This window comes from Tenacibaculum litoreum (assembly GCF_964513915.1).
In the GTDB taxonomy this organism is placed as follows: Bacteria; Bacteroidota; Bacteroidia; order Flavobacteriales; family Flavobacteriaceae; genus Polaribacter; species Polaribacter litoreum.
Genome location: NZ_CAZEQS010000003.1, coordinates 735,639 through 754,209 on the forward strand (window position 1 = coordinate 735,639; position 18,571 = coordinate 754,209).

The window sequence follows — 18,571 nt, forward strand, 5'->3', positions numbered from 1 at the left end:
ATGGAAAATTAACCAATCTTTTAGGTTTTTTAAAGATTCTAACCTTTTTTTTATTCACTAATTTTAATTGCTATAAATTCAAGTTTAAACCCGAATTAACAAATATTCGTCTTAAAACCCTTATTTTTTAATATTCGTTTTAAAACCCGAATTATTTGGAGTTTTCAGTTTGAAAGCCTATTTTTACTAAAAATTAAATACATGACAAGTGTAATTACTGGTGATATTATTAATTCTCGTGGTGTTTCTGCTGAAACATGGCTCCCTTTACTGAAAAAATCTTTTAATACTGTTGGAGAAACTCCTAAAACATGGGAGCTTTTTCGTGGAGATAGTTTTCAAATTGAAATTGAAAATATTGCGGATGCGCTACTTTTCGTCATTGAATTAAAAACTAACATTAAGAAAATAAAAGATTTAGACATTCGTTTAGCTATTGGCATTGGTGATAAGAGTTTTGATACCGAAAAAATTACCGAAGCCAACGGTGAAGCTTTTATAAATTCTGGTTATGCATTTGATCATTTACTAAAAAAACAGAATTTAGCCTTGAAAACTCCATGGAAAGATATTAATGAAGAATTTGAAGTTTCTTTAGGGTTAAGTTTGTTAATAATGGACAATTGGACAACTAACTCAGCTGCTTTTGTAAATATGTCTATACAAAACCCCGAGTGCACTCAAAAAGTAATTGCTAAAAAACTAACTATTTCAGAAAGTAGTGCTAGTGAACGAAGAAAACGTTCTGGCTTTGATGAAATTATGAAGTTAGAAAAGCGTTATAGAAAACTTATGAATCAGAAAATAAATAATCTATGATACTATTTTTAAAACTACTTATTACTCATTTATTAGGTGATTTTGTTCTCCAACCTAAAAATTGGGTAAAGGATAAAGAGAAAAAGAAAATAAGATCTACCAAACTTTATGCTCATATAGGCATTCATGCTCTATTGTTACTTTTAATCCTGCAGTTTAACTCTATATATTGGAGTGTATTTTTACTGGTAATTATTTCTCATTATTTAGTTGATCTAGGAAAACTATACCTTCAAAAAAAGAAGAACAAACGTTTATTCTTCTTTTTAGACCAAGTTCTACATATATTCTTTTTGGGTTTAGCCACATACATATACTCTCCTTTTAAAATTAGTATAGACGCTATTTTAACCCAACAAAACTTATTACTTTTTGCTTGTTTAATTTTTGTCACCTATACTTCCTCTATTATCATAAATACATTAATTTCTAAATGGAATCCAGAAAAAGGTAATAAATCAACAGAACAATCGTTAGCCAATGCAGGTAAGTATATTGGTTTTTTAGAACGTATATTAATTTTTGTTTTTATCGCAATTAACCAATGGGCAGGTGTCGGCTTTTTACTTGCAGCCAAATCTATATTTAGATTTGGAGATTTGACAGCATCAAAAGATAGAAAGCTTACTGAATATGTACTGATTGGAACTTTACTAAGTTTTGGATTGGCAATTTTAACAGGACTCGTATATTCGCATTATGGAAGATAAAATTATTGAAGGGCTTGCTTATGCCCTACCAGCATTAGTAACTGGCGGTGTAGCTTACTTAATTTTAGGCCGCTTTATTGAACAAGACAATAAAGAAAAAACGTTTAATGCTTTAGTTGAGAAAAAACGTGAAAGTTTACCTACAAAGCTACAAGCTTACGAACGTATGTTGTTGTTTTGTGAGCGTATCAACCCATCAAAATTACTATTAAGAGTAAATCCTATAGGAGATGATGCTGACAACTATCTACAACTTTTAATTGGTAATATAGAACAAGAGTTTGAACATAATTTAGTACAGCAATTATATATTTCTGACGATAGTTGGAAAGCTGTTTTAGCAGCTAAATTAGCTATAATAGCTAAACTTCGTTCTACAGCAGAGAGTTCTGACACAGCTAAAGATTTACGTGAAAATGTATTAATTGATTATTCACAACAAGAAAGTCCTGCTAATACTGCTATTGGCTTTTTAAAGCAAGAAGTTAAAAAACTGATATAATAAAAAAGCCTCTAATTAGAGGCTTTTTTTAGTTTTTAACATATGTTCTTTTATATTCTGTTCTTGAACCTTTTATATAATTAGGAATATCGTTTCTGCTTATCTTTTTTATACTTAAAGGCTTACTATTCATAACAAGATAACCACTATCTTTTCCTAAAAGATTAGAAAATGTTAAGTAATTTTTATCAGACCAACCACCATACTTTTTTTGTAATTTATAAGTCTCTGAGTTTTTCTTTTTATTCGCATAAATTAACACAGCCCTATCATTATTAGTATTATACATTCTTATATGCAAGCCATGATTTTTATCATTTTTAATTAAAGCTAAATAAATTTTTGAACCACTTTTAAATTCTCCTAACCAATAGGTTCTTTGAGAAAAGCTAATTGCACTTATAAATACAAACAAAAATAAAAGAGTAGTCTTTTTCATAATTAATCAGTTTAAGCTACTAACTTAAACATTTAAGTTAAACAAACTAAAAAAAACATAACTTATTTATTTTAAAACACTTACATTAAATCCTATTACCTCCTTCTCCTTTTATCTCTTTTAATTATTTCTCTACTGGTAGCTCTAACCTACTAGCCCATTCTGTCCAAGAACCGTCGTATACACTATAATTAGTATTTCCTGCTTCTTCAGCTCCTAAAGCAAGTATGCATGCCGTAATTCCTGACCCGCAAGAAAAAATCATTTCTTCTTTTTTGGGGTTTATTTCTGAAAATATATTTTGAAGTTCTTCCTTTGATTTCATCTTCCCATTTACTTGTAACTCTTTATAAGGTAAACTTTTAGAACCTGGAATATGACCTCCTCTTAAATCTTTTCTTGGTTCTGGTTCCGTAGCATAAAACCTTCCTTTGGAACGAGCATCCAATATAACTTTATTATCACAAGAAGCTTTCAATACTTCCTCTGTTATACTAATTTTATCTCTATTAATGGTGGCTTTGAAATTTCCTACAGGCAATGTTCTTTCGTTTTTAGACTCAACCATATAACCTGCACCTTTCCAAGAAGGTAAACCTCCATTTAAAATAGCAATATTTTCAAACCCAAATGTTCTGAACAACCACCAAACTCTTGGAGATGAATACACTCCTAAATCATCGTAAACAACAATGCAGCTATCATTATTAATTCCTAGCTTTTGAACCTCAGTTTCAAAATATTTTTCTGACGGAATCGTATTAGGGTATTCTGCTTCAGAATCTAAGAAAACATTCTTTAAATCAAAGAAAACAGCATTTTGAATCTGCTGTTTTTCTTTTTTATCATTTGTTTGAGTTCCTACTTTCTGAATAGTTGCATCAAGAACTATTAAGTTATCTGCATTCAAGTTCTCGTGTAACCATTCAACCGAAACTATAGGTGTACTTATTGTAAGCATATTACTTTATTTTACTTCATCGTAATGATCATCCCAATTTTGTGGATGTGGCTTTCCTAACTTCCCTACAGACTTCGCTACTAAAGTAGATACTGTTGCATCACCTGTTACGTTAATAACTGTTCTACACATATCTAATGGTCTATCTACGGCAAATATTAACGCTAAACCTATAGCTAATTTATCTGCTGGAAAACCAACTGATTCTAATACTATTACTAACATTACCATTCCTGCACCAGGTACAGCTGCTGAACCTATAGAAGCTAACAAAGCTGTTAAAATAATTGTTAATTGATCTCCGAATGTTAAATCGAAACCTAAAGCTTGCGATATAAAAACTGCTGCTACTGCTTGATACAAACTAGTACCATCCATATTAATAGTAGCTCCTACTGGTAACACAAAACTTGATACTTCTTTATCTACTCCAATATGTTCCTCTACTCTTTCCATTGTAACAGGTAAAGTTGCAGCACTGGAACTCGTTGAAAATGCTAATAATTGTGCTGGACTTATTTGTTTTAAAAACCACAATGGGTTCTTCTTGGCAAATACACTTATTAAAACCATATAAAGTGCCACCATTAATAACAAACCTCCTATAACTGTTAATCCATATTTTAATAATGCTAATAATAAATCTGGATCATTAGAGGATACTACAACATTTGCTAACAATGCGAATACTGCATAAGGGGCTGTTAACATGATTAGATCCACCATTTTTAACACAACTTCATTTAACGAATCAAAGAAGTTTTTTAATGGTTTTGCTTTTTTCTCACCTACCAATAACATTGATATCCCTAAGAAGATAGTAAAGAAAATTACTTGTAACATTGCTTTATTATTACTCATGGCCTGCATAGCATTATCTGGAACCATATCTTCTAAAAACTGAAGCGGTCCACTTTCTTTTTGCTTGCTAGCTTCAGCTATTTTAGCTTGTACTCCTTCACTATTTGCATAATCTGCTGTTAGTTTAGCTATGGTATCTTCTGAAATTCCATCTCCTGGTTGTACAACATTAACCAACATTAACCCTACTGTTATAGCTATTACTGTAGTACCTATATAAATTAAGATGGTACGTAAACCTATATTTTTAAATTTAGAAATGTCTTTTAAATCCGATATCCCTTTTACCAAAGAAGCAATTATTAATGGTACGGCTATTAGTTTTAATAATTTTACGAAAATAGTTCCCAAAGGCTTTATCCAGTCAGACACGAATGATGCTCCTCCATCTATAAAAGTCATTCCTAACCCAAATAAAATACCTAAAATCATTCCTATTAAAATTTGCCAGTGTAGTGCAAGTTTCTTCATATAATATATTAATCTATTAGTTTTTTTATTGGCCGTAAGGTATAAAGAATTATTTAAAAAAAAAGTGACCTTGAGTTTGTATCTTGTGTCCCATTAATTAGAAACTTTGTACTAACCTTATAAAATAAAAAAATGACTGGTATTTTAGATTTATTAAATAGCGACACTGGAAAGGCAATTATATCTGGGGTTGCTGGCTCTACAGGGCAAGACACTAATAAAACTAGTAGTGTTTTAACAATGGCATTACCTGTTTTAATGAAAGCAATGCAACGAAATGCTGCTACACCTCAAGGCGCTGAAAGTTTAAAAAGTGCATTAAATAAGCATGATGGTGGAATCTTAGATAATTTGGGTGACTTATTTAATGGTGGCGTTAACTCTGATGTTTTACAAGATGGTAATAAAATTTTAGGTCATGTTTTAGGTAGTAAACAACAAGGAGTAGAGAAAGTTATTGGTCAAAAAGCAGGAATGGACACTAGTGCTGTTGCTGATATTTTAAAAACTGCGGCTCCAATTTTAATGGGGTTACTTGGTAAGCAATCTCGTCAAGAAAACATAAATAGCGCTGGTGATTTAAATGGACTTTTAGGTGGTTTACTTGGCGGTAATTCAGCTCAAAAAGAACAAAGTTTCTTAGAACAAATATTAGATGCTGATGGTGATGGTAGTATTGTTGATGATGTGGCTGGAATGATTTTAGGAAACGTAGGTAACAGCCAACAAAAGTCGGGAGGACTCTTAGGAGGACTTTTAGGTGGGGTATTTGGAAAAAAATAACTTTGTTGATTTATATAATGTAATGAAGGGGTAAACATTTGTTTGCCCCTTTTCTTTTAACTACTTTTGCCCCGATATTAGGATTTATGGATAAACTTAAACAACGTTGGGGTATAGAAAGTAATTGGGCATTAACTGCTATTTTTATTGTTTTTGCTATAAATGGTTCTTTTGCTGCTTGGGTTGCCAGACCTGTTACTAATCTATTAGGATTATCTCCTGATACCATGACTCCTTGGCTATATTATCCTTTAAGAATTTTACTTATATTTCCTATATACCAAACTACTTTACCTTTAGTTGGATGGCTTTTTGGTCAATTTAAGTTCTTTTGGGAGTTTGAAAAGAAGTTCTTAAGTCGTTTAGGACTAAGTTTTTTATTTAAAAAAGCAAACTAAACACCATTTTACTTAAAATCAGTTATTTACCTACACTTTTTCTCTAAAGTATTTTTTATTTTTACATTATTATTAATTAACTAATAATAATTCCTCTCTTTTACTTCCCTAGTTTTAAGATAGAATTACTAACTAAACTCTTTTCTATATGAAAACTTTATTTAAAGAGACATTAGCTCTCATAATTATATGTTGTTCATTTTTAATCTTACAATCTTGTAAAAAAGATAAAAAGCAAACTCATAGCACCACCGAAACTAAAAAAGAAGTTATAAAAAAGGAAAAGGTAATTGAAATCGTTACAGAAAGTATGGATTTTCAAATGTCTGACACCATACCTTCTGGATGGAATACATTTCGTTATATTAACAAATCTCCACAAACTCACTTTTTTCTAATTGATAAGTATCCTGAAGGTAAAAATTCAGAGGATGCAAAAAAATATGTAGCTCCTGTTTTTGATGAAGCGATGAAACTTATTAATGAAGGTAAAGCTAAAGAAGGATTTGCTGAATTTGCTAATTTACCTGAATGGTTTAGTGAGGTTGCTTTTTTAGGAGGCAGCGGATTACTTTCTCCTGAAAAAACGGGAGAAACTACACTTTATTTAAACCCTGGAAATTATATGCTTGAGTGCTATGTAAAAATGAGTAATGGAGTGTTTCACACTTCTATGGGAATGGTTAAAGATGTTGTTGTTTCTAACAAAGATTCTGGAAACTCTGAGCCTAAAGCAGATGCTAACATAACTATCTCTAGTACTGATGGTATTGTTTTAAAAGATTCAGTTTTTGCTGGAAAGCGTACTTTCTCTGTACACTTTAAAGATCAAATTGTATATGAAAGTTTTGTAGGACATGATATTAACTTAGTAAAACTACAAAGTAAAACTGATCTTAAGAACTTAGAAAATTGGATGAATTGGGCTGATCCTAAAGGACTAATTGAGCCTGCACCCTCTGATGTCACTTTTTTAGGTGGGGTTAACGATATGCCTACTGGTAATAAAGCTTATTTTACTGCTATATTAAATAAAGGCATCTACGGATTAATTTCTGAAGTTCCCAATCCTTCCGAAAAAAACTTATTTATAACTTTTGAAGTATATTAAAAAAAAAGAGCAAACCTAGTTTGCTCTTTTTATTATTTCATTAATATTAATTGGTATCGGCAAGTGTACACCTTCTTCAAGAAAACGTTTATGAACAGCTTCTTTTAAAGCACATTTCGTTTTAAATTCTTGAAATGGTTCGTTTAACCACACATAAGCACGCATGTGAATATGGTCTGGGTATATATCAATAACACGAACATCTACTTGATGTACATCACTCATTACTTGATCAGGCGTACGATAGTCAATAACTGTTGGTAGCTTAACAGCTTCTTCTTGTATAATTCTTCTTGCTAAATCAATATCTGCTTTTAATCCTATTTTAAAGTTGTTAAAACTCAATACATGAGAGTCTTCTATAGTATGGTTTAAAATAGAATCTGTACTAATTACCGAGTTGGGTATAATTAATCGTTTATTTTCAAAGTTGTTTATTACGGTATGCCTCAATGTTATGTCTTCAACAATACCAACTCGAGTGTCATCCAGCTTAATATAGTCTCCCACTCTAAATGGACGAAATATGACTATGAAAGCTCCAGCTATTAAGTTAGATAGTGCTGCTTGTGCAGCAAAACCTATAATAGCGGCTAAAATACCGGCTCCAGAAAAAATTAAGGTTGCTTTGCTTCTAAAAGCAGGCACCGTCATAATTACATAAATAACACTTAAGAGCCCAATTACAAACGATACTGAATTACGTAAAAACTGAATACTTGTTCTACCAAAACGGTCTTCTTTCTTACTTTTAATCAGCTGCCAAATAATAGCTCTTGCCAATCTAGAAATAACCCAAGAGACTAGAAATACAACAATAATATATCCTAAAATACCAAAAAAGGTATCTAAATTAAAACGATATGGTAAAAGCTTATCCATTAAAATAATGCTGTTTGACTTTCGTCGTCCTTATCTTTTTTCTTCTTTTGAAGTGCTCTTTCTAACGCTTTTTTTGCTTTATCTTCTTTAGACTCTGCAAACTCTTTATCTTTAGGCTTAGTATCTTCTACGTCCAATGGTAATGCTTCTTCTTTAATTTCTTCTTCATCGTTCACCTCAATATCCTCAACTTTTTCCTCTTCTGGTTCTTCATAAGGCAACGATTCCAATAAATTAACCGTTCTTATTTTATCGGTTGTTAATTGATTTCCTTGGGCTTTAATTCCTTTAATTGCTATAAAGTCTTCAAAATTAACTTCTATATTGTCTAAACTTCTTTTTGAAAAAATTACCTCTGCCATGGGGCGATAATCTGTAGCTATAATTTCTAACTTTGATTTATCGTCTTCTGATATAAAAAGTTCTTCTTTATCAGGTGTTTCAACTAAGAATCGTTTTACAAAATAACGTTCTTTAATTCCGTCGAAATAAATTGCTGAAATTGGCTTGTTAGGTTTCCATTTTTCTAACACAATCATATCATTTTCAAAATGCATCGCTAAATCTGGTGATACTGCTTTTATTTTTCCTGACTGTGTTGCTATTAAAATTTTATCTTCTGCTTTAAACTCACCTAACAATTCTCCTCTACCATCAACATTTAAACGTTGTACCGTATCGTCAAACCAAATTTTTCTAGGTTTTAAAGTTGAAACTCCTGCTTCTTTAAACTCTACTTTTTTAATTGCGTACTTGGTTACTAAGTTTCCTCTAACACTACGTCCTTTTATGGCTAAATCGGCAAAATCAATATCCCATTTTAGTTTTTTCACACTTCCTACTGCTCTGAGTAAAATAGTTACTACCTCAGCTTCTCCATTAGAGTTTGCGGTAAAGTAAAGTACTTTTGATTTTGAATCTCCGTTGGCTAAGTTGTACTCTTTATCACGAGTAACTGATGTAACGTTAAAACGCTTCATATATGAAGGTCCTTTAGCGCCATCACGATATATCATGTTATAAACTGTACGTTTATCTTTTTTCTTGAATATCGCAACATGAATAATTCCTTTTCCTACAAAGGTTTTAGAATCTACTTTCGTCACTACCATTGAGCCATTATCTCTAAACACTATAACATCGTCAATATCGGCACAATCGGTAACGTATTCGTCTTTTCGTAACGATGTTCCTATGAATCCTTCTTCTCTATTTACATAGAGTTTTGAGTTACGCATTACTACTTTGGTAGCTACGATATCATCAAAAATTCGGATTTCTGTTTTACGTTCTTTTCCTTTTCCGTATTTTGCTTTTAGCTCTTTAAAATAATCTATTGCAAAGTCAATTAAATTATCTAAATAATGTTTAACCTCAGCTATTTTTTCCTCTAAACCTTCAATAAATTGTTTTGCCTTATCAATATCGAATTTAGAGATTTTCTTAATTCTTATTTCTGTTAAACGAACAATATCTTCTTCAGTTACTTCTCTTTTTAGATGTTTTGTATGGGGTTTTAACCCTTTATCAATTGCTTCAATTACTCCTTCCCATGTTTCTACTTCTTCAATATCACGATAAATCCTGTTTTCTATAAAAATACGCTCTAAAGAAGCAAAGTGCCATTGTTCTTCTAATTCGTGTAATTGAATTTCTAATTCACGCTTTAATAACTCTACCGTAAAATCTGTTGATTTTTTCAACACCTCGGTTACTCCAATAAATACTGGCTTGTTGTCTTCAATAATACAACATAACGGAGAAATTGAATTTTCACAACTGGTAAAAGCATATAGGGCATCAATTGTTTTATCTGGTGATACATTAGCTGGTAAGTGTACTAAGATTTCAACATTGGCTGCTGTGTTATCTTCAATACGCTTAATCTTAATTTTCCCCTTTTCATTGGCTTTTAAAATACTATCAATTAACGATGATGTGGTAGTGCCAAAAGGGACTTCAGTAATTACTAATGTTTTCTTGTCAAGAGCTGATATTTTTGCTCTTACTCTTACTTTACCTCCTCGTTTTCCTTCATTATAGTTGGTAACATCTGCTATTCCACCTGTTAAAAAATCGGGTACAAGTGTAAAACTTCTTCCTTTTAAGTATTTTACAGAGGCATCTATTAACTCGTTAAAGTTGTGTGGTAATATTTTAGTTGATAACCCTACCGCAATACCTTCTGCTCCTTGTGCTAACAGCAAAGGGAATTTCACAGGTAAGTTTACAGGTTCTTTTTTACGTCCGTCATACGAGGCTTGCCATTCGGTAGTTTTAGCATTGAAAACAACATCTAACGCAAATTTTGATAAACGTGCTTCAATATAACGAGAAGCCGCTGCGCGGTCTCCTGTTAAAATGTTACCCCAGTTACCTTGCATGTCGATTAACAGTTCTTTTTGCCCCATTTGTACCATGGCATCAGCAATCGAAGCATCTCCATGAGGGTGATACTGCATTGTATGACCAACAATGTTTGCTACTTTGTTATAGCGTCCATCGTCTAAGTCTTTCATTGAATGCATAATACGACGTTGCACGGGTTTAAATCCATCTTCCATTGATGGTACTGCACGTTCTAAAATTACATACGAAGCATAATCTAAAAACCATTCTTTATACATTCCCGTAACCTTGGTTATGGTTTCTGTATTTTCAAGGGGTTGATTTAGTTCTTCGTCGTGTTCGTAATTGTTATTTTCTTCACTCATGTATGAATGTTTAAACGTTTATTCGTTTAAGAGTTGGTTTGTTTCTTTTTGATTAGTAAAAAAATAGCTATCCAAACTAAGGCTGCAACTATCATATTGATATAGGATGAACTATTTGCCTCCCAACTTAAATTGTCAAAATCTACGTTAAATACGTTGACAAAAAAAATTGTAGATGCTATTATTAAATATATTCTTCCTCTTCTATTTCTATCCATTCCTTTATTCTTATCCTGAATTACAAGCTATCTATTTATCTATTGTTTTTTTAGACGATTTGATTGATAATAACATTGATAATCCTACTAACATCATTGATAAAGCACCTAAATATGGACTTAAATTAACCTCTAAATTAGTTAACTTCCCCAAGTCGATTGATAAAACATTTACAATCATTAGTATTAATGCCGCAATTAAAATTACTATTCTTAACTTTTTCATTTTAAACTTCTTCTACAATATCTAACTCAACCTTTAAATTGTTAATGATAAACTTTTGTCTGTCTGGAGTATTTTTACCCATATAGAATTCTAACATTTGTTCTATCGACATTTCTTTGTCTAACATTACCGGGTCTAAACGAATATCATCTCCAATAAAATGGACAAATTCGTTAGGAGAAATCTCCCCTAACCCCTTAAATCGAGTAATTTCTGGCTTTCCTCTTAGTTTGTTTATCGCAGCTTGCTTTTCTTCTTCTGAATAACAATAAATGGTTTCTTTTTTATTTCGTACTCTAAATAACGGAGTTTCTAAAATATACAGGTGTCCTTCTTTGATTACTTCTGGGAAGAATTGTAAGAAAAAGGTTATTAATAATAAGCGAATATGCATACCATCTACATCGGCATCGGTAGCAATTACGATATTGTTATAACGTAAGTCTTCCAGTCCGTCTTCAATGTTTAAGGCTGCTTGTAATAGGTTAAATTCCTCATTCTCGTACACTATCTTTTTAGACAACCCATACGAGTTTAGTGGCTTTCCTTTTAAACTGAATACTGCTTGTGTGTTTACATTACGTGATTTTGTTATGGATCCACTTGCCGAATCTCCCTCCGTAATAAACAATGTAGTGTCTAAATACCCATCTTTTTTAGTATCTCCAAAATGTATACGACAATCGCGTAGTTTTTTGTTGTGTAAACTTGCTTTTTTTGCGCGTTCGCGAGCTAATTTTCGTATTCCTGATAATTCTTTACGCTCTTTTTCTGCCTGTAATATCTTCTTTTGAAGTTTATCGGCTACTTCAGTGTTTTTATGTAAGTAATTATCTAACTGTGTTTTTACAAAGTCGTTGATGTAGGTTCGAACGGTTGGCAGGTCTCCTCCCATTTCAGTTGAACCTAGTTTCGTTTTTGTTTGACTTTCAAAAACGGGTTCCATTACTTTGATTGAGATTGCTGCAATAATTGATTTTCGAACATCAGAGGCATCGAAATTCTTTCCGAAAAACTCTCGAACTGTTTTTACTACTGCTTCTCTAAAGGCATTTAAGTGTGTTCCTCCTTGTGTAGTATTTTGTCCGTTTACAAATGAATGGTATTCTTCTGAATACTGTGTTCTACTGTGTGTTATTGCTACTTCAATATCATTGCCTCGTAAATGGATTATTGGATACAACATGTCTTCTTTGTTGTTGTTATCTTCCAATAAATCTTTTAAACCGTTTTCTGAATAAAATTTTTCTCCATTAAAAACTATAGTTAACCCAGGGTTTAGGTACACATAGTTTTTTAATAGTTTAGAAATATATTCAGGACGATACTTATAATTTTTAAAGATGGTTTCATCTGCAATAAAGGTTACTTTGGTACCTCTACGACGTGATGTTTCATCTAGTATTTCTTGATTGGTTAAATTCCCTTTTTCAAATTCGGCAGAAGCAGATTTACCATCACGGTTAGATTCTACCCTAAAATAGGTTGACAAAGCATTTACTGCTTTGGTACCAACTCCGTTTAAACCAACTGATTTTTTAAAGGCTTTGGAGTCGTATTTTCCTCCTGTGTTCATCTTAGAAACTACGTCCACTACTTTTCCTAAAGGAATACCACGTCCGTAATCTCGCACAATTACTTTATTCCCTTGTACAGAAACTTCTATGGTCTTACCTCCTCCCATGACAAATTCGTCAATAGAGTTATCTAAAACCTCTTTAACCAAAATGTAAATTCCGTCGTCTGGTGATGATCCGTCTCCCAGTTTACCAATATACATCCCTGGTCGCATACGGATATGTTCTTTCCAATCGAGCGAGCGTATATTGTCTTCGGTATATTGTGTTTCTTGCGTCATAAAAAATCGTGTGAATTGAAGTCTGTGCTAAAATAGTACTTCGCCAGAAAAAATAAAAAACTCTGTTAATATAGTTATCAACAGAGTTCGTTTTATTTCTTTTTTAGTGCTTTCTTCTCCCATTTACAGAGTAATCTGCCATATCGTCTTACTTTTTTCTCTGTACTTTCTTTTATGGTTGCTTTACATTGAGATAATCCTCTACAGTTTTTTTTGAAGTGATATTTTGTGCTTGCTACACTACTACAGATATACACTTTTTTGTCTTCTACTTTTTGAAATGCCACTAACACACCTACTGATAATAGCATTATTATGACTTTTTTCATTTGTTATTTAGTTTGGTTATCACAATAATCTTTTTGCTATTTCTTCCTCTTGAAGTACTTCACCGTTCTTTAGAATTATTTGCTTCTTCTTATTCATAGGGTTTATGTAGAACTCATAACCATAAGAACAGTTCTCATACCTATATTTGAGAGCTCGTAAACCTGCTATTGCTCCTTTATTTAATGTTTCCCTGTATACATTATGTGAACACGATTCTCTGAAAATACAGCTAGCTGGTTTATCTTTGGGTTTAAATTTCCAATATGTTTTTATAAAAAGAAGTAACAAATATTTCATTATTCTTTACTAAAAACAATCATTTGTCTATATGCTGTAAACCCAGGTTTTGCACCAAAGCCAAAACAACCTGGATCAGCTCTTACATAGGTTTCAACACTCTCAAGTCGAACATATCTCCACCCTTGGTTCGTAAAATTTTCTATGATATCTTCTAATTGTTTTGCTACTTTCTTTGAATTATCCTTATCTCTGTTTATCACAGGATAAAAAGGCACTACTTTGTACTCCATAATCTCTTTTTATATTTCACAATAAATTACACTCATACCTTTATCTCCTTTTTTATAACCATTCCTTACATTAAACTTTTCATTAATTACTTCTATTCGTTTTGCTTTAGTTAAATCATACATTTTCCAACCATATTTACCAGATTTCGTATACCCTTCTGTTTGATATCCTCTCAGTCCTTCGTTACCTGCAGTCGTTTTTCCATGACAATGAGGTTCTACCTTCCTTACCCCTCCTTCATAAAAAAATGTAATTATTTTTTTGTACGATATTGCTTCACAAATTTCACTTTTCATAATTATTGTTTTAGTGTTAATATTACAGCAAACTTATACTCTCTAAAACACAAAACCCTACGGGAATCCGTAGGGTTTACTATTATGTTAGGGGCTATACAAAAATGACTTCCATAATTAGAACTTTGTTAGAGGTTATATTGATTTTCTTAACTTTTAAAAGAGTAATAAGAAGATTATTGGTCAAGCTCCTGCCCTTGCTGCTAGTAACTATCGTGTTAGAATTAAAACGCAGGCAACAGGAAACTCTGAACGCTTTTTAAAAGATATTATGGTAGGTGGTTCTACATTTAGTCTCACTGTTGCTTAAGTAACAACAGTACTGTTGTTTAACACTAAACACTACTGTTATGTAACAGGCAACAGTAGTGTTTGATGTTTCAAACAAAATTCTCAATGCTTTATAAGGTGTTCTATCATTCCTCTTTATAACATCATTTCGACCAGAGGGAGAAACCGTAAGGTTCAGCGTAGCTAAATCTTCACATTTAGAGTTACCTACTTACAGATTACTTCGTCATACCTTCCTCGGAATGACTATATAAAAAGGTATGTATCTTTCTTAGTTGAACCTTACAATTTTTTCTTATCACTCGGAAAGACACTTATTTTAAATAAGCCCAAAATCTTTAGTAATCGCTATGAGTTGGGTAGGATTATTGGCGTTAAAGTTTTCTTTTAATAGTTTTAAGCGTTTTTCTACTGAACTTATGCTACTTGGTTTGATGTTCTTGCTTTTTAATTCTCCGCTAATCTCTTTTTGATCTAATCCTTCAGCTAAATGTTTTAGTAAAAACACATCGTAATCTGTAACTTCAAATGCTTCTTTATTTCGTAAGGCATGTGCTAATTGCGGAGTAATAAAAAACTCATCGTTATAAACAGATTGTACTGCTTTTTTGAGTTCTTTTTGTCCATGGTTAGATTTCCATACATACGCATTTACTTCTAATTCATTGCATAGTTGTTGAATTCGGTACGGTTTATCTTCTATAGAAAATACTATAGTTTTTAAATTAGGTTGCAATTTTTTTGCTTCAGCTATGAGATCTTCTCCTGATTCTAATCTTTGTGGATTCACATTATCTTTAAATGACAAATCACTTACTAATAAATCAAATGGTTCTTCGTCTAACCATGCCTTTTTTAATTTTAAATAAGCTTCATCACAGTATTGTGCGTATTCTATAGTAGGTATTTGCATGTCTTCTAAAGCTACTTTAATTCCGCTTGACATGAAATCGGCATCTTCGGCTATCAATATTTTTTTGAACATAACTACTTTTTAAAGTGAAACTTTGCTTGAAATCCTTTTTCTTGCTTTGATTCAAAAGTAATAATCCCTCCAACCGATTTAATACGGGTTTCCATATTTTGTAAACCGCTTTTTATTGATAGGCTCTTAACTCCATTCCCATTATCTTGATATACAACAGATAACATTTTTTTAGACAACGAGAATGTAATAAGCACCAAGCTTGCTTCACTGTGTTTTTTCATATTTACCAAGAGCTCTCGTAACACTCTGTATAGTACTATTTGCTTTTCTTTTGGCAACTCATTTACTATTACTTCTTTCAATCCTTTATGGATTACTTTACAAGTATCGTTCGTGAAATCTATAAACAACTGCTTTAAAAAGTTCTCAAAATGTTCTCCTGTAAGTACAGGACTATTCTCATGAGAAATATCTCTGGTTTGAGCGTATATTTTTTCTACTCTTGCTAGTAGTTTGGTGTCTGTTTCTGCTTTATTTTGTAAAGTGTTCATTACTGCATATACATCGTTTGCTAATTCATCGTGTATTTTTTTAGACAAACGGGTTTCTGTATTGTAGACTTCTATGGCTTTTTCTTTTTTAGTTTTCTCTCTTTTATAGAAGAAGTATACTAATGAGGATAAAACAGTAAGGATAACTGCAAAACCTAATAGTTGTTTTTGTGATTTTTGTTGTTCTGTTTTAATTTCTGCTTTTAATTTCTGCTCTTTTAACAGATCAAAGTTATATATCGTTTTAACTAATTTGTTTCTTGACTTTCTTCTAGCATCAATTATACTATCTTTTAAATAACTTCTTTCAATTGCATACTTTCTAATCTCATTTCCTTTTACTAGTTTAATTAGCTTATCTATTGCTTCTATTCTATCATTAGGTCTTTCTCTTTCCCTTGATAAATCATACATTTTTTGAGCGTAAAATAGAGATTTATCAGAGTTTTTATTATAAAAATAATCTGATATGTATGAGTAATTGGTTATTAATCCTTCATAATCTTTAATACTATCTTTTAACCTTTGAACTTTGAAAAAATCTCTAGTATTTATCTCTTGTCCTAATAAATACTTTGTATAGGTATAATTATCTAATATTTTAAATTTCAGCTTTAAATCTATTTCATCAAAAAACTTATTCTTAATTAACTCTTCATATATTTTTACTGCTTCTTTATAATTCTTTTCATATTTATAAACAACAGCTTTATTTGCTATGTACCTTACTCTTTTTAAACTATCATTTGTTATTTGAATAGCTTGATTATAATAATCTATAGCTTGATTGTAAACTCTTTGTTTTCTTGAATTTATTCCTAAACAATTATATGTTGAACATTCAATCTCATTAAATTTCGGGTTATTATTTGAATATTTCAACACCTCTATAGCTGTAGAGTCACTTTTTAAAAACAAATCAAAATTAGACTCAAGTTTCGCTAAGGCTAATAATCTGCTCGCTACATTAAGACTATCATTTAACTTTTTATAAACTGCTTTCGATTCTTCATAATTTTTATATGCTTTGTCATATGCTTTGTTTCTATAATGTAAATAACCTACTCTATTGTACGCCAAAGCTAATTCTTGATTCTCTTTTCCTTTTTTTAACAAATTAAGTATACTATCTGCATAAATAATTGTCTTTTTATTTAAACCTTTTCTTTTATAAAAAGAATATTTTTTTTTTAGCTTTTTTAATAAAACAGAATCTAAATCTATTCTAATTTCATCTACGCTATTAGCTGTTATAGTTAATGGTAAAAAAAGCACACTAAAAAATAATACCTTGATCTGTTTCATTTTACTAAAATATGAAATTAGAAAGAAAAAAAACGGGTGTAGTTAACTACACCCATTATCATATTAATTTCCATCAGGATCTACTTCTGGATCTTGATCTTCTTCTCCTCCAGTATCACTTGTCACTACTTCTGTAGAGTTTGTTTGTGGTGCTACAGTGGTTGAATCTGTATTTATAGTGTATAATCCATTTGTTACTAAAAATGTTATAATTAATAAAACCTTGTTCATTTTTGTTTCTTTTAAAAATTGATAGTATTTATCCTGTCCCAGCACTTTGCTTGGGTACAGTTACACCGAGTTTGGGTGTAGAATTTTTAAAAGAGGTGCGCATCTCTTTTGCGGGAAGTGAAGATGAACATCAGTGTTTTTTAGTAGCTCCCCCTCTAAGAAAATCCACTAATGTTTATCTTATAATTAGAACCTATCGATTGTTTTCTTTTTTGCTCTCTCGATTAATTCTGATGCAAATATTGGCAATGAAAAAGGTTTAAAATGAACCATTATTTAACCAATTTTTCTCCATATTGTATTTGTGCACATTATGGTTAACCGTAACCAAAAAGTGACCACTTTGGATACTTTTGGCCAAACACCAAATAACCATGATTAAACAACTTATAACCGATTTTTTTAATGCTATAGAGAAAAATGAGTATAAAACCAATAAAAATGCGAAGGCTGTTTTTTGGGCTAATGAGTTACAAGAAGTAGGCTATAATGATGAAAACTATATTAGTGAACGAAAAGCTAAACGTTATTATGAAAAGTATGTGGAAGAAAAAGAAGGAGTAAGTGTTAGTTTACCTAATAGCTACCAAAGAGATTTTATGGCTAACTACCTAAACTATGAGGATTATGAAGATTATGTTAATAAACATACTTCCTCTAATAAGAAATCTTCTAAAAAAAATAATACGTTTGATGACAACGTTGGGGACACTTCTAGTAAAGGGAAAGTAAAAAAGCAAAAATCTATTATTGTGGTGGGGATTATTATAATTGTCCCTTTTTTATTTATTTATAGAGAATCATTCCTTGATAGTGGTAATTGTTTCATTTGGAAAAAAGACCATTATAAAAAAACTTCTTGCACTACTGAAAATTCCATAAACAATAATGTCTTTTCAATAAATATTAATTCTTTTAAGAAAGTAACTCTTACTAAGGATATGGAGTTTTTCACTGACGGTAAGCCGAATTTTTGGTATGGAAATAATACGAAAGGAAAACGAGAGTTTTTTACGGCTAGAGGCGTACATCCTGAAACGTTAAAGGAGTTAGATCCTATTACACCTTACATTTTAGAAGTAGAAGGTTTTTCTATAGAAAGTAAAAATGCCGTTAATAATTAAATTAACGGCTTTTTTATAATGTCCAATTCTT

21 protein-coding genes are annotated in these 18,571 nt (G+C 31.3%); 7 read left to right on the forward strand and 14 right to left on the reverse strand.

The genetic code is table 11. The annotated features are described in order from the left end of the window. Positions 1-201: 201 nt before the first annotated feature. The 3 genes from ACKTTR_RS09495 to ACKTTR_RS09505 are packed head-to-tail and all read left to right on the forward strand — an operon-like array spanning position 202 to position 2,031. A complete protein-coding gene (locus ACKTTR_RS09495) occupies positions 202-819 on the forward strand; it encodes a SatD family protein (protein ID WP_408027614.1) in 618 nt (205 codons plus the stop codon). After that, positions 816-1,529 (forward strand): DUF3307 domain-containing protein, encoded by a 714-nt coding sequence (locus tag ACKTTR_RS09500; protein WP_408027615.1) that lies wholly within the window; start codon positions 816-818, stop codon positions 1,527-1,529. Before ACKTTR_RS09495 ends, ACKTTR_RS09500 begins: the two co-directional genes overlap by 4 nt. Beyond that, positions 1,519-2,031, forward strand: coding sequence for a DUF7935 family protein (locus ACKTTR_RS09505; protein ID WP_408027616.1), 513 nt, complete (start codon positions 1,519-1,521; stop codon positions 2,029-2,031). The genes ACKTTR_RS09500 and ACKTTR_RS09505 overlap by 11 nt, the downstream gene beginning before the upstream one ends. Before the next feature lie 28 nt (positions 2,032-2,059). Here ACKTTR_RS09505 and ACKTTR_RS09510 read toward each other — a convergent pair whose 3' ends face one another. From ACKTTR_RS09510 to ACKTTR_RS09520, 3 genes are all read right to left on the reverse strand, one after another. Then, positions 2,060-2,470 carry a hypothetical protein gene (locus ACKTTR_RS09510; RefSeq protein ID WP_408027617.1) on the reverse strand — a complete coding sequence of 137 codons (411 nt, stop codon included), beginning with the start codon at positions 2,468-2,470 and terminating at the stop codon, positions 2,060-2,062. A 124-nt stretch (positions 2,471-2,594) separates the two neighbouring features. Beyond that, positions 2,595-3,431 carry a sulfurtransferase gene (locus tag ACKTTR_RS09515; protein WP_408027618.1) on the reverse strand — a complete coding sequence of 279 codons (837 nt, stop codon included), beginning with the start codon at positions 3,429-3,431 and terminating at the stop codon, positions 2,595-2,597. Positions 3,432-3,437: 6 nt separating this feature from the next. Then, positions 3,438-4,763 (reverse strand): dicarboxylate/amino acid:cation symporter, encoded by a 1,326-nt coding sequence (locus ACKTTR_RS09520; protein WP_408027619.1) that lies wholly within the window; start codon positions 4,761-4,763, stop codon positions 3,438-3,440. Positions 4,764-4,895: 132 nt separating this feature from the next. On the opposite strand from ACKTTR_RS09520, the gene ACKTTR_RS09525 reads away from it, so the two are divergent. From ACKTTR_RS09525 to ACKTTR_RS09535, 3 genes are all read left to right on the forward strand, one after another. Further along, positions 4,896-5,546: a DUF937 domain-containing protein gene (locus ACKTTR_RS09525; protein WP_408027620.1), complete on the forward strand. Its 651-nt coding sequence runs from the start codon at positions 4,896-4,898 to the stop codon at positions 5,544-5,546. An 86-nt stretch (positions 5,547-5,632) separates the two neighbouring features. Next, positions 5,633-5,944, forward strand: a complete 312-nt coding sequence (locus ACKTTR_RS09530) for a DUF6787 family protein (RefSeq protein WP_408027621.1) — start codon at positions 5,633-5,635, stop codon at positions 5,942-5,944. 148 nt (positions 5,945-6,092) lie between these two features. Beyond that, positions 6,093-7,055, forward strand: a complete 963-nt coding sequence (locus ACKTTR_RS09535) for a hypothetical protein (protein ID WP_408027622.1) — start codon at positions 6,093-6,095, stop codon at positions 7,053-7,055. 15 nt (positions 7,056-7,070) lie between these two features. Here ACKTTR_RS09535 and ACKTTR_RS09540 read toward each other — a convergent pair whose 3' ends face one another. The 11 genes from ACKTTR_RS09540 to ACKTTR_RS09590 form a co-directional block, all read right to left on the reverse strand. Beyond that, entirely contained in the window at positions 7,071-7,937 is an 867-nt protein-coding gene (locus ACKTTR_RS09540) for a mechanosensitive ion channel family protein (protein ID WP_408027623.1), read from the reverse strand. Then, on the reverse strand, positions 7,937-10,651 hold the full coding sequence (locus ACKTTR_RS09545) for a DNA gyrase/topoisomerase IV subunit A (protein ID WP_408027624.1): 2,715 nt from the start codon (positions 10,649-10,651) through the stop codon (positions 7,937-7,939). The genes ACKTTR_RS09540 and ACKTTR_RS09545 overlap by 1 nt, the downstream gene beginning before the upstream one ends. A gap of 249 nt (positions 10,652-10,900) precedes the next feature. Beyond that, on the reverse strand, positions 10,901-11,095 hold the full coding sequence (locus tag ACKTTR_RS09550; RefSeq protein WP_408027625.1) for a hypothetical protein: 195 nt from the start codon (positions 11,093-11,095) through the stop codon (positions 10,901-10,903). Between the two features lies 1 nt (position 11,096). Beyond that, positions 11,097-12,953: a DNA topoisomerase IV subunit B gene (locus ACKTTR_RS09555; protein ID WP_273694426.1), complete on the reverse strand. Its 1,857-nt coding sequence runs from the start codon at positions 12,951-12,953 to the stop codon at positions 11,097-11,099. A 92-nt stretch (positions 12,954-13,045) separates the two neighbouring features. Continuing rightward, positions 13,046-13,282 (reverse strand): hypothetical protein, encoded by a 237-nt coding sequence (locus tag ACKTTR_RS09560; RefSeq protein ID WP_121147378.1) that lies wholly within the window; start codon positions 13,280-13,282, stop codon positions 13,046-13,048. 19 nt (positions 13,283-13,301) lie between these two features. After that, the gene (gene yidD, locus ACKTTR_RS09565; protein ID WP_408027626.1) at positions 13,302-13,580 is read right to left on the reverse strand and encodes a membrane protein insertion efficiency factor YidD; all 279 of its coding nucleotides are present in this window, start codon (positions 13,578-13,580) and stop codon (positions 13,302-13,304) included. Further along, positions 13,580-13,813: a hypothetical protein gene (locus tag ACKTTR_RS09570; RefSeq protein ID WP_408027627.1), complete on the reverse strand. Its 234-nt coding sequence runs from the start codon at positions 13,811-13,813 to the stop codon at positions 13,580-13,582. Before ACKTTR_RS09570 ends, yidD begins: the two co-directional genes overlap by 1 nt. A 9-nt stretch (positions 13,814-13,822) precedes the next feature. Next, positions 13,823-14,110, reverse strand: a complete 288-nt coding sequence (locus ACKTTR_RS09575; RefSeq protein ID WP_408027628.1) for a hypothetical protein — start codon at positions 14,108-14,110, stop codon at positions 13,823-13,825. Positions 14,111-14,720: 610 nt separating this feature from the next. Continuing rightward, complete coding sequence (locus tag ACKTTR_RS09580; RefSeq protein ID WP_408027629.1) at positions 14,721-15,386, reverse strand: response regulator; 666 nt, start codon at positions 15,384-15,386, stop codon at positions 14,721-14,723. 2 nt (positions 15,387-15,388) lie between these two features. Further along, positions 15,389-17,185: a tetratricopeptide repeat-containing sensor histidine kinase gene (locus ACKTTR_RS09585; RefSeq protein WP_408027630.1), complete on the reverse strand. Its 1,797-nt coding sequence runs from the start codon at positions 17,183-17,185 to the stop codon at positions 15,389-15,391. Between the two features lie 63 nt (positions 17,186-17,248). Continuing rightward, the gene (locus ACKTTR_RS09590) at positions 17,249-17,416 is read right to left on the reverse strand and encodes a hypothetical protein (protein WP_408027631.1); all 168 of its coding nucleotides are present in this window, start codon (positions 17,414-17,416) and stop codon (positions 17,249-17,251) included. A gap of 374 nt (positions 17,417-17,790) precedes the next feature. On the opposite strand from ACKTTR_RS09590, the gene ACKTTR_RS09595 reads away from it, so the two are divergent. Further along, the gene (locus ACKTTR_RS09595) at positions 17,791-18,540 is read left to right on the forward strand and encodes a hypothetical protein (RefSeq protein WP_408027632.1); all 750 of its coding nucleotides are present in this window, start codon (positions 17,791-17,793) and stop codon (positions 18,538-18,540) included. Positions 18,541-18,571 lie beyond the last annotated feature (31 nt).